The following is an 11,741-nucleotide window of genomic DNA, read 5'->3' as shown; positions in this document are numbered from 1 at the left end:
ATTATTATCTGCCACAGTTTAACCAGCTGTAGACTACCCAAACAAGCAAAAGTAATACCTTTTACCCTTGAACGTACCATCGTTTGCAGATCAACACAAAATTGTACAAGACACACACAATTACTTTGCAACGATCGTTCTAAAGAGAGTATATTATTGAGCTGCCACATATTGAGGTTTCAGGCTGTTCAAAGTGGCCAGGGAAAGGTTAGTCACATAATAGCGGTTAACAAAATCAGGAATGGAATCATGAGCAGCAATTTCACCATTGAAGCACTTCGTGCATCAACACTTCCTTCAAATAACTCACTACATGCTCAAGATATTATGACTCAAAAGGTTCTGACTGTATCAGAACACTGGTCTCTCGCCGTGCTTGCCAGCTTTTTTGCTCGCCACCATATTTCTGGAGCGCCTGTGTTAAACCAGCAAGGTAAGCTTTGTGGGGTAGTAACCATGACCGATATAATACGGCATGAGTATATCCCAGCATTAGCACTTTTTAGCGACTTGTTGGATAAAAAATCACATGCTACAGATGACATCTGTTTTACCCATTTATTAGGTAATGATCTCAGCGAAGACACTCATCTCGTTAATGAGATAATGAACCCAGATGTTATAGTTATTAGTTCTAATACTTCATTAAATGACATTATTAGTACAATGATTGATGATAATGTCCACCGGCTATTTGTTTGCGAACAAGATAAAATTCTTGGTGTTATAACCACCATGGATGTTTTAAAAGCTCTACGCCAACAACTTTCATTGTTTAACACATCAGTGGCATAAGATTTAAATTAAAGGCTACAGTTTAACAACTCGGTGATTATCCAAAAAGCGTCTACACTTTATTCGTAAATACTATTAAACAACAACTTAATAATGAGTTTAAAAAAAACATTATTGCTATCAATTGATTGAACTATATTTTATCTAAATCAAGCTGCACTGAACGAAGTGCAATCACCGCAGTAGGTTGATCATGCAGCTTTTTACACACACGATGTCAGTGACGGCTTTTACTATCCGCCTAGCACTGAAACTTAAGCAGGTCGATTTTGAACAATTAGTTGTGCCACATTTAACGTCCGTTAAACGTTTTAATGAACCTGCACAGCCTATGAACCTGCCATTATTACAGGACTACCAGTTAGCCATAAACCAGCCATTGGCCATTTTGGAATACCTTGATGAAAAGTATCCCCGACCGCCATTATTACCAGAGGATATTGGTTTACGCGCCAGAGTACGTGCTTTTGCACATACAGTCATTGGAGAGCTATACCCTTATGCTAATCACAAAGTATTGAATTACCTATCACAAGTTTTATTAATCGAGGAACCATTACAAAATCGATGGTTACATGATTGGTTACTCAGTAACTTACAGCAACTTAATACATTATTAGAAAATAATGCAGAATGGGGTCCCTTTTGTTTTGGCTATGAACTTACGCTAGCTGATTTAGCCCTTATTCCACAACTTCACTATGCTCAGCAACAAATGATAGACCTGTCAAAACTTCCTATTCTTGTGCAAATATATCAATACTGTATGCACTTAAACCTTTTTCAAGAAGCGATTAATAGTCCCAGTTTTAAGTGTTTTTGGCCCGGCAAAAAAGCCACTTAATCGTTAAATACCTTTTTGCATTTTTTTATGTTCAACGAAGTATTTTATTAACAAAAACCACCACAAATAACGCCATAGTGAAGCTTCCTGTAAATGCTTCAACGGCAGCAACTAAACGGGTTAAACCAACCGGCGTAAAGTCACCATAACCCAGCGTTGTAAATGTCACTACACTGAAATAAAGGCAGTCCGTTAAACCATAAAGGTTTTCAAGAAAGCTGTGCTCCCAATTAAACTTGACGAGTTGACCGCTGTCGGAAACCCCTATTAAAAAATAAGCAATAGCACACATCGCAATAACAGAAAATGAAAAAAATACAACACGGAGGGGACGTTGTCCGTAACCACAAAACAAATCAACCAACTTGGAAAAAAATCTTAACGATGACCAAAATGGCATTTGATAACGCCGCATAATCATTTCGCGATGAAAGAAATAACCTGAAGTTTCAAATAAACCTTGCGCTTCACAGTTTTTACGAATACTCCGATAAACTTCTTCTGCTTCTTCATAAAGCTGTTTCATTTCTCGATAATTATGCTGTAACTTCGCCTGTATTGCTTTTTTTTCCTGAAGAATATACTTACCCCAATTAATGTTCTCTAATTTTGCCTGTGTTAAGTCTGCACCAAGTAAATTACAGTCCTCTAAATTTGCGCAATGTAAATTCGCTCGGCATAGTTTTGCTTTCATTAAGGATGCACCTTTTAAATTAATTTTAAACATATGAGCATCCGTTAAATTAGCACGGTAAAAATCTGCATAACTTAGGTCATATCCAACTTTTGAGCCCCTATTCACTAAATCGACATCACATAAGTTAGCACTTCTCAACTGAAACCCAGCCATACTTTGTAAACTTTTTGCGTAAGTTTCTAACCGCTGTTTGACCTGATCATCGGTTTTATTTACTTTGGGATCACGCCAATAAACCAGATCAAAAATAAGCGTATCAACTTGAGAGGACTCAGTATCATTAGATCGCGTACTACAGCTATCGATTACTGGCTTAGTTTCAGTACTACCTTCACTATCTGCAGAGGCAAAATTATTTTTTGTTGAATCTTCATTATTAACCGATGATGAGAGTGGAGTGTGTTGCGGCATAGGAGAACACCCAAACTTTCTCAAACCCAGATCACAGGTATGCTCACCTGTAACCACTTCTCTGGTCAGTATAGACGCAATTCCTCAGCCCTAGTCTATTGTCAGGCAGGCCATTGATAAACAAGCGACTCCAAGGGTGTGTTTCAGCACAGCCATATTTGTCAACAGACACTGTCGTTAGTTATGATGGGTCGTTATTTTTTTATAACCACTTAGTTTATAGCCACAATTGCAAGGATGTTTCGATGACAATAAAGGAAACGGAAGGCGTTATTAAATACCAGCTACATCACCGTCAGGAGCCAATCACTATTCCTGATCAGCTTACACAAGTACTTACAGCCTGGCGTTCAATATTAGTAAAACTAGAAGTGATTGGTCAGGATGCCCATCGTTATCAGGGTTTTGGTTTTGGAAATCTCAGCGCACGAAGTAATAACAATACTTTCTATATAACAGGCACGCAAACCGGAGAATACCCTGTCTTACAACAAAAACATTACTCTGAAGTCATTGAAGCAAACATTAACGAGTTTAGCATCTACTCCCGAGGCCTTACGAAACCCTCATCAGAAGCATTAAGTCACAGTGCTGTGTATCAAGCTAGTCCCGACATAAACTTTGTCTTTCATGGCCACAGCCCTGAAATTTGGCACGCCACTCAACAACTCAATTTGCCAGCAATACCTGCTAACATTGCCTATGGCACGCAAGCTATGGCTGAAGCCGTCACCAAGCTTTTACATGAAAAACCAGCAACAAGTGGTTTTGTTATGGAAGGACATGAGGATGGCATTATCACCTTTGGCCGTACTGCAGAACAAGCAGGACTGACGTTTGCGGCCTGGCTTGCAAACGCACTTCAATGTGCAAGCTAAACCAAACCACAAACCACCCACAAAGTGGGCATAAAATCCTTCGCGATGGGTATGCTCATTAAAACTGTGTACTGTTAAAAACCCATTTTTTAGATTAGCGATACTGACGGTATATTTTTTCTATTGAGCCGTCCTGACGCATCTTGCTCAGTGCTTCATTCAGTTTTTTTACTACTTCTGGATTTGTGTCTTTGTTCAAGGCTAAATAAAGATCATTTTTATTAAAAGAAAAAACCTGCTTTAATCCCACGAGTCCTTCCTGCTTCGCTAAATAGGGACCTGATAATGAGCCTGTTGCCCAAATATCTATTTTATTTATTTTTAGTTTCCTGACATTTAATTTATCACTATGCGCTTCGAGAACGCTTATCCCCCTACTGGTAAGAAACTTTGTTAAGGCATCATCCTTATAACCGCCTACTCGCCATGGCTTTGCATCTGACAAAGAATTGATGGTAATAGGTGAGTCAGCCTTAGTAAGTAATACCCAGTACTCTTCAGCCAGTGGACCAACCCACTGAAAGAGCGCTTCCCTTTCAGGCGTTCTGGAGGTCGAAAAAACACCATAATTTTTTTGTTTTAGCGCAGTATCATAGACTCGTTTCCATGGAAAACGCAGGGTCACCCGGTAATCAATATTCGCTCGTTTAAACATTAATCTAACAATATCTGTCGTAATACCCGTCACATTATTGCCGCGGGCAAAGTTTTTTTCATCCGCCGACATATTTAAGGGGGGGAAATTTTCAGTGAGAAGATGAATAGTTTCTGCATACCCTGCAGGAATAATTAAACTCCATATAATGAGCCCCATTCCAAGCGCTTTAGACAACATACTGGCTCCTTAAAACGTTAGCCTTTTTGCATTAGTTAAGTGTTAACATGCTGAATATCCCTGTTCTTATGGATATTGTTACTCGCCAACCAGTCAACACTACAATAACGATACGACTTCACAACAGCTTCCCTGGCATAGAGTGCTTCCCAGCCTAAACACCTAACCTAAAGTTGTGGAACCCACTTCAAGATATAACCACGACACAAAACATGGGTAAACGCTGTATAAATATTTAACTTTCAGTTCAAGCGTGATTACATCCGTACCAATTTCTTGATAGTTTACCCATATCCCCAAAAAAGCTGCAATAAAATCTATCTCAATTATTCACGTCTTAATCATTCACTAGTAATATCAGGTATTATAAAAAAACAACTAGCTAATCCCAACTCAGAATGGCTCCCCTATCAAGCAGCCTCTCAAAAAAAGGTGTTTTATTACAGTGCAATGATAAATATCAAACAAGCCGCCTGGTTAATTACACTTTATGTGCTGTATTGCAGTTTGACGGGCTGTAGCGTACAACCCTCTACCAAGCAGGCAACTACACCCTATATAGAAAGTAAATGTCATAACTACCTGACAGAGCAATACCATCAACTATCACAGCAGCACACAATGGATCAGCAAACTCAGCCTGTTCCTCAGTATCCCTATGTGCGCATTAATCGCTTGTTAGCCAGTTACATATACACCCTAGACACAAGGTCTCGTCGCACAGCTTGGCTTGCTCAAGCTTATCAGGAAACAAATAAAGCCTGGAAAATTGATGTTGCGAATTTACCAAAATCTTATCAGACACTCCATGCACAAAAAATTGACAGCTGTCTACAGCAAACATTTAGCAAACTGGTCGATAACGATCAGTTTTTTAGTGCCTTGCGTGAATTTCGTTACCCTGACGCCTATATTAGTTGGCGGCAGTGGGCGGGGCTGTACCCCCTCACACAGTATTTTTTGGTCCCGGGAATAGCTGCCTGGCATGAAGAGGCAAGCCAACAGTTTAATCAATCTAGCGTAACCACGTTAAAAAATACGGTCATTTACCCGCCCGAACAAAAAGTGCCATCAGCAACATCACTAAGCACTGACACTATTCAAAGCTGGTTTCGACACGCCTACCAAAATAATGCACTACAGCTGCCACTGCTGAGACCAGAGCAATTAGAAAAATTGTTTTATCATTACGCGCCAGTTTGGTCTATCCAAAAGCAAGGAGACTATGACACACCAGGTGAGGTAGTACTAACACCACAACCAACGGTTAGTAACCAGCCCGTCACCTACACCCTAACCTCAATGACCCGGTTTCATGGCAAAACACTCTTACAGCTGAACTATATTATTTGGTTTAAAGAGCGACCTGCCAGTAGTATTTTGGATATTTATAGTGGCAACTTAGATGGTGTTATTTGGCGAGTTACACTAACAGAAAAAGGAGAGCCACTAATTTTTGACAGTATCCATACCTGTGGCTGTTATCATACTTTTTTTCCCTTATCTGAGAGGCTACAAACTAAACAAGTCACCAATCACTTAGAACCACCATTGATAATTTCAATTGATTTACCTAAAACCTCTCACCCAGCACGCTGGGCTATATCAATCAGTTCTGCCGAGCACCACATTACTGGCATTCAACCACTTGAGCTGGATGCCACCGCAGCAAAAGCAGACAAAACCTATACACTCCAAAGTTATAACCAACTTAGAAGTTTACCATTACCCTCTGGTGAGCGAAAAAGCCTCTTTGACGAGGAGTTTGGGATTGTTTCAACAACTGAACGGGCCGAACGGTGGATATTATGGCCCTCTGGGGTCCCGTCTCCAGGAGCTATGCGACAATGGGGAAATCACGCCACCTTATTTATTGGGCAACGTCACTTTGATGATCCTTATCTGCTCAGTCAATTATTTCGCTGGCGATAAATTCTTTTTTTCTGCAGCTACCCTAAATTGTTCCTGGCCCATCCGCAGGGTTTGTTATCATAGCTTGACGACTGCTTCCATTAATCCTTAGGGTTAACAGGCCCTAGCAAATTAGACCAGGAAATAACCAAAAAAGCCCAATTTCATCATGCATGTGCTGGGAAAAATAGAGAGTTATGGTACTGAAAAATACTCATGAAGGAAGGAGAATTCATAGAGGTACACTTATTATGTACCCCTTTGATGCTATTTTCACTTAACAAGTTGCAGGCTCTTTTGCTGCAACAGCGTTCGATTTTGGATAACCAAAAATAATCGCAATGATTGCAGAAAGTCCTAATAACCAGCAGTAGTGAACATTACTGACCAGCTCAAGCGGCGACATGCTAGCAACTGATCCTGCGAGCAATATTTGTGCGCCATATGGAAGTAAGCCTTGAATAACACAGGAGAAAATATCTAATAAACTGGCACTGCGTCGCCCATCAATACCATTTTTTGTCGCTATTTCTTGCGCAGAACTACCTGAAATTAAAATAGCAACGGTATTATTTGCGGTAAAAAACCCTGCAATACTCACAAGTGCACTTATTCCTGCTTCTCCACCTCGACGCTGTAAACCCCGACGCTCAGTAAAACGCTGAATTAAACTGACTAAAAAGGTTAAGCCTCCACGTGCTTTCATAATCGCGCTCAGACCACCAATAAACATCGACAGCACCATGATTTCCAGCATATTGCTATAGCCATCAAAGATATTGCTCGACAGTGTTTCTATTGTGTAGTCAGAAGAATGGTATATACCTGTTATACCCGCAATGATGATACCACTCATCAAAACAACCAATACATTGACCCCAGCTAACGCCAAGCCAAGTACCGCCAAATAAGGCAACACTAAAAGAAAATTAATGTCTTCAGGTTGAGGAACACTGCCGGTATTACCTAGCACAAACAAAACAACCATTGTTACCACTGCAGCAGGTGTTGCTATAAGAAAATTCAACTTAAACTTATCGCGCATTTCACACCCTTGAGTGCGTGTTGCTGCAATGGTTGTATCAGAAATGATGGATAAATTATCACCAAACATTGCACCACCAATTACAGCGCCTACAGCCAAACCTAGTGAAACATCAGCCGTATTTGCAAATCCTACTGCGATAGGCGCCATAGCAGCAATAGTCCCCATCGAGGTGCCCATAGCTGTTGCAATAAAAGCTGAGATCACAAAAATACCAGGTAAAATCAGTTGCTGAGGAATGATATGCAAGCCCAAATTCACTGTGGCATCAACTCCACCAATGGCTTTAGTTACACTGGCAAATGCCCCTGCCAGCAAAAACACCATACACATCATGACGATATTCATATCGCCAATTCCCTTCAAAAAAGTTTCAACTTTCTGGTTTAAGGTTTCACGCCCCATCATCATTGCGATAATAATGGCTGGTAATACGGCAACAGGTGCCTTTATTTGGTAAAAGGCAAAATCGATGTTTTGTTGTGAATAGTAAATACCACTGCCCAAAAATATAACTAAAAATACCAATAAAGGTAACAGAGCTAATGGACTACCCTGCACTGTTTTCATGATAATTTACACACCCCTTGAGATAATCTACTGCTAAAAGCAATAACACAACCAGACTCTTCACATGAAACAAAATTGTTCTTCTACAGAGTTTACTTTGCTTATAAGTAAGCCCTTTATTTAAAATACCCACAGCGAAAGACTTTTATCCTCTAGAACTCAAGAGGGCAGCTGTCAAGTAATGAAACCACAAGAGCTTAATAGTAGAGACTGTGGTGGCAGTTAAAAGCTCCTTAGCCATTGTTCCCGCATTGCGCTCATACATAACATCATGACAGCCATAGAGCAGCGTCGCAGGCCCGCTAAGGTAAACGCTATGGATAGCGAGTATAAAATTGATTCACGAAGGGTTTATTTGGTGCTAAAGCCCGAAACACTTCCCCTTTAAAACCCGCATTAACTATACCACTGCTTAATCTGAAGCTGTTCTTACTGAACTTAGCTTTACTGGTAGACTGGTAGCTTTATTCAGTAAACGGTATACACGTTTTTTTAGGGCTAACGATTGTAAGTTATACCAACACACCTGTATATAAGGCCTACTGGATATACAGGTGCAATTTTCATAATATTTTGATCTACTTTAATACCCTTTAGTAATTACATATTATTGCATTCAGAACAATACCAGGGTGCTGTCAGGCCAAAGTAAAGAAAAGTTTCTATCAAAGTCGTCTTTAGAAAAGCATTTAAACGTAACGAATTAATCAAATCCAACTGTCTTACAACTGTACATGGCAATGACTTATAACGCTACATAACAATGAATAGTTTCAAACCTTAACAATTGACTACCACACCCTTAAGTCAGATCGCAAAGGGTAAACTATAATTGCGAAGTTAAGTCATCACCGTTATGGAAGCCTTTAGGCTAGCAGTTGTCATAGCAACACGATTCACAAATTGGTAAACCATAATACACTCTACGCCAAAGTAGAATTATCGTTCAAATTTCAATCTGTAATAGCGATAAAAGCGACAACAGTCACACAGAAAAATGATTCACGAACGATATAATAGCGGCCCGGACTAAACGGCAAATTATGTGTAATAAGTCGCAACCCGTGTAGTTGATTTGCAAAGCATTCACCGATATAGACCATACTTCACAATTATGCAGTTGCCTTTGCTCATAAGTAACCAATGACTGAACCCTGTGGCCTAACAAAAGTCACATCATTACATCTAAGTTGGGGATTCATTGGACCAATAGTTGGCCTTTTCCCATAATGAAGAATGTTTAGCCTGGACTCTAACAATAGCGGATACCATGATTGCTCAAATGAAAAACCAGGGAGCTTTAATGAGACACTACCACCAGCTAACACTCGCGTTAGTACTCGTATTAGCTGCTACGACCTCAAGTGCAAACTCCGCAGAGCATGCCATACAACCCGTGGTCATCAACATGCAAAACTGTTCCAGTGAGCCTCCTGAGAAAACAAAAGAAGACGATAATGAGAAAAGCAAGGTAAAAGCAGAACAATCAGCCCAGCCAGAGAAAACCATCGTCTACTGTCCTGCCGACAAAGACAAAGATGCTCATGGTGGTAAGTATGTTGTAGGAGAGATTGAATGGGTAACCCTTGACCCTCCAGGCGTTGTTTATAAAGCTCGAATTGATACAGGTGCGACGACATCCTCTCTTAACGCTTTTGATATCACTCCTTTTGAGCGGGATGGTGAGCGCTGGGTCAAGTTCAAACTCACTGACCCCGAAACAAGTGAAACCGTTGAAATGAGCCGCAAAGTTGCTCGCCGGATCCGAATAAAACAGCATGGTACAGATGGACATCGACGCTATACTGTAAAAATGCGTCTACGACTGGGCACCATTGACCAAAGAATTGAGTTCTCGTTAGCCGATCGAAGCGAATATGATTTTCCCGTACTTATTGGGCGAAACCTACTTAAAGATATTGCTGTTGTTGATGTCAGTAAAAAGCTATCAAAAAAACCTGTCATCACTGAAAGTGTCGCCGAGAACCGGAGTGAAAACCAAACAGCAGCCTCCAAACCCAGCAGCTCTCAAAAGCCTGCAACAAAGGCCACAAAAGATAAAGCTAAATCTAAAGCTGAGCCAGCACCGACACCTAAAGATGCAACTGAGAATGAGCCGCAGTCTAAACCGCTACCAGCTGCTAAGCCTAAACCTTCAAGCAAACCAGCCAAAGAGTCCAACAAAAATAGTACTCCAGATCAAACCGCAAACGGAAAGCCATAAATGTCATCCAAAGTTCAGGTCTATTTATTTGCCTTTATTCTTATCTTTATTGGCATAGGTTTAACCATTTATAAAAATAGTGTTCTTGAATTTCCTTTACTACCAGGTGAACGAAGGGCGCTTTGGACCGTTGAAGCCAAAATAGAGTTTCAAGCAAAAGACGAACCTGTAATCGTATCTTTTGCCTTACCTCATAACCCTCCCAAAATGACTGTACTTGATGAAGATTTTACTTCTTCTGGATATGGCTTTGGCTGGGACAATAATACGCAACAACGTCGTGCCCAATGGGCAACTCGCAATGCCACGGGCCGTCAGGTGCTTTACTATAAGCTACAGGTGTATGAAGGTACTCGTCATCAGCAAGAGATTGAGGCTACTCCCCCGCCAGAGCCATCACCACCAGAGCTGGAGTCTGCACAAAAAACAGCCATTAACAACCTAGTTAATTTTGTTTATCAACGCTCCGCCTCACCCAGCACATTTGCTGCTGAGCTAATGCGCTTGATTAATGAACCCAGACCCATGGAGGACATAGCCCTCTTATTGGGGAATAAGAACACCTCCTCCCGAAAAGTTAAAGTAGCCCTCGACACCCTTGCCCAGGCTAAAATCCCAGCACGCATCGCCCGAGGACTCTTTCTTGAAGATGGCCGTCGCAATCAAAAACTCACAACACTTATTGAGGTGTTTGAAAATGATCACTGGGTTATTTTTGACCCTCTAACCGCTGAACGAGGTATTCCTAATCATTTTGTACTCTGGCAAAGAGGAGGAAAATCGTTACTGGATGTAGAAGGCGGAGAAAACTCCAACGTATCATTTTCTATTATCGAAAGTACTCAACCCGCCAATTCCAGAACATTAGTTGAAAAAGCCAACGCCAAAGCCGCTTTGGTTGACTTCTCTATTTATAGTTTACCGATTGAACAACAAAACATTTTCAAATCAATACTGCTAGTACCTATTGGTGCGCTGATTGTTGTATTAATGCGGATCATAGTCGGTATTCGTACATCAGGCACATTCATGCCAATCCTTATTGCCATAGCATTTATCGAAACCAGTTTGGTGACTGGCTTAGCTATCTTCCTCATCATTGTCAGCATAGGCTTATTTATCCGCTACTACCTCAGCCACCTTAACTTGCTGCTCGTTGCCAGGATATCTGCTGTCGTCATTGTCGTTATCGGAATCATGGCAGGTATGAGTATTCTCAGTTATAAGCTTGGCTTCAGTGAAGTAATGAAAGTAACATTCTTTCCAATGATTATCCTCGCTTGGACCATTGAAAGAATGTCAATCTTATGGGAAGAGGAAGGCCCCAAAGAAGTCTTTATTCAGGGTGGTGGCAGTTTGCTGGTTGCTACTTTGGCTTACCTATCAATGACAAACACATACATTGAGCACCTAACGTTTAACTTTCCTGAATTATTACTCGCATTACTAGGTGGTATTTTGATGCTTGGCCAGTATACCGGCTATCGCTTAACCGAACTTCGTCGTTTCCAACCCTTAGCAGAGAATTAAC

Annotated in this window: 9 protein-coding genes; 6 read left to right on the top strand and 3 right to left on the bottom strand. The window is 40.8% G+C overall.

From position 1 onward, the window contains the following. Window positions 1–249: 249 nt before the first annotated feature. Both KHS79_RS01625 and KHS79_RS01620 read left to right on the top strand, forming a co-directional pair. Entirely contained in the window at window positions 250–795 is a 546-nt protein-coding gene (locus KHS79_RS01625; RefSeq protein ID WP_027709666.1) for a CBS domain-containing protein, read from the top strand. Window positions 796–988: 193 nt separating this feature from the next. After that, entirely contained in the window at window positions 989–1,639 is a 651-nt protein-coding gene (locus KHS79_RS01620) for a maleylacetoacetate isomerase family protein (protein ID WP_212716105.1), read from the top strand. 31 nt (window positions 1,640–1,670) lie between these two features. Here KHS79_RS01620 and KHS79_RS01615 read toward each other — a convergent pair whose 3' ends face one another. Further along, on the bottom strand, window positions 1,671–2,747 hold the full coding sequence (locus KHS79_RS01615) for an ion channel (protein ID WP_212716103.1): 1,077 nt from the start codon (window positions 2,745–2,747) through the stop codon (window positions 1,671–1,673). A 245-nt stretch (window positions 2,748–2,992) separates the two neighbouring features. On the opposite strand from KHS79_RS01615, the gene KHS79_RS01610 reads away from it, so the two are divergent. Next, window positions 2,993–3,625: a class II aldolase/adducin family protein gene (locus KHS79_RS01610; protein ID WP_212716101.1), complete on the top strand. Its 633-nt coding sequence runs from the start codon at window positions 2,993–2,995 to the stop codon at window positions 3,623–3,625. A 94-nt stretch (window positions 3,626–3,719) separates the two neighbouring features. Here KHS79_RS01610 and KHS79_RS01605 read toward each other — a convergent pair whose 3' ends face one another. Further along, entirely contained in the window at window positions 3,720–4,460 is a 741-nt protein-coding gene (locus KHS79_RS01605) for a substrate-binding periplasmic protein (protein WP_212716099.1), read from the bottom strand. Between the two features lie 450 nt (window positions 4,461–4,910). Between KHS79_RS01605 and KHS79_RS01600 the strand changes: the two genes are divergently transcribed. Next, window positions 4,911–6,392 (top strand): hypothetical protein, encoded by a 1,482-nt coding sequence (locus tag KHS79_RS01600; RefSeq protein ID WP_212716097.1) that lies wholly within the window; start codon window positions 4,911–4,913, stop codon window positions 6,390–6,392. 256 nt (window positions 6,393–6,648) lie between these two features. Here the strand turns inward: KHS79_RS01600 and KHS79_RS01595 are convergent, their stop codons facing one another. Further along, complete coding sequence (locus KHS79_RS01595) at window positions 6,649–7,986, bottom strand: Na+/H+ antiporter NhaC family protein (RefSeq protein ID WP_212716095.1); 1,338 nt, start codon at window positions 7,984–7,986, stop codon at window positions 6,649–6,651. Window positions 7,987–9,289: 1,303 nt separating this feature from the next. On the opposite strand from KHS79_RS01595, the gene KHS79_RS01590 reads away from it, so the two are divergent. Further along, the gene (locus KHS79_RS01590) at window positions 9,290–10,210 is read left to right on the top strand and encodes a retropepsin-like aspartic endopeptidase (RefSeq protein WP_212716093.1); all 921 of its coding nucleotides are present in this window, start codon (window positions 9,290–9,292) and stop codon (window positions 10,208–10,210) included. Next, on the top strand, window positions 10,211–11,740 hold the full coding sequence (locus tag KHS79_RS01585; protein WP_094788228.1) for an inactive transglutaminase family protein: 1,530 nt from the start codon (window positions 10,211–10,213) through the stop codon (window positions 11,738–11,740). It abuts the gene before it with no gap. The last annotated feature ends 1 nt before the right edge of the window (window position 11,741 follow it).

The sequence above is a fragment of the Zooshikella ganghwensis genome (genome assembly GCF_018263875.1).
GTDB lineage: Bacteria > Pseudomonadota > Gammaproteobacteria > Pseudomonadales > Zooshikellaceae > Zooshikella > Zooshikella ganghwensis.
This window is presented reverse-complemented; position numbering and strand designations above follow the sequence as displayed.

Bases quoted from the DNA above. Each gene is read 5' to 3' on its own strand.
- KHS79_RS01625 (WP_027709666.1), top strand. From the start codon at position 250: ATGAGCAGCAATTTCACCATTGAAGCACTTCGTGCATCAACACTTCCT.
- KHS79_RS01620 (WP_212716105.1), top strand. From the start codon at position 989: ATGCAGCTTTTTACACACACGATGTCAGTGACGGCTTTTACTATCCGC.
- KHS79_RS01615 (WP_212716103.1), bottom strand. From the start codon at position 2,747: ATGCCGCAACACACTCCACTCTCATCATCGGTTAATAATGAAGATTCA.
- KHS79_RS01610 (WP_212716101.1), top strand. From the start codon at position 2,993: ATGACAATAAAGGAAACGGAAGGCGTTATTAAATACCAGCTACATCAC.
- KHS79_RS01605 (WP_212716099.1), bottom strand. From the start codon at position 4,460: ATGTTGTCTAAAGCGCTTGGAATGGGGCTCATTATATGGAGTTTAATT.
- KHS79_RS01600 (WP_212716097.1), top strand. From the start codon at position 4,911: ATGATAAATATCAAACAAGCCGCCTGGTTAATTACACTTTATGTGCTG.
- KHS79_RS01595 (WP_212716095.1), bottom strand. From the start codon at position 7,986: ATGAAAACAGTGCAGGGTAGTCCATTAGCTCTGTTACCTTTATTGGTA.
- KHS79_RS01590 (WP_212716093.1), top strand. From the start codon at position 9,290: ATGAGACACTACCACCAGCTAACACTCGCGTTAGTACTCGTATTAGCT.
- KHS79_RS01585 (WP_094788228.1), top strand. From the start codon at position 10,211: ATGTCATCCAAAGTTCAGGTCTATTTATTTGCCTTTATTCTTATCTTT.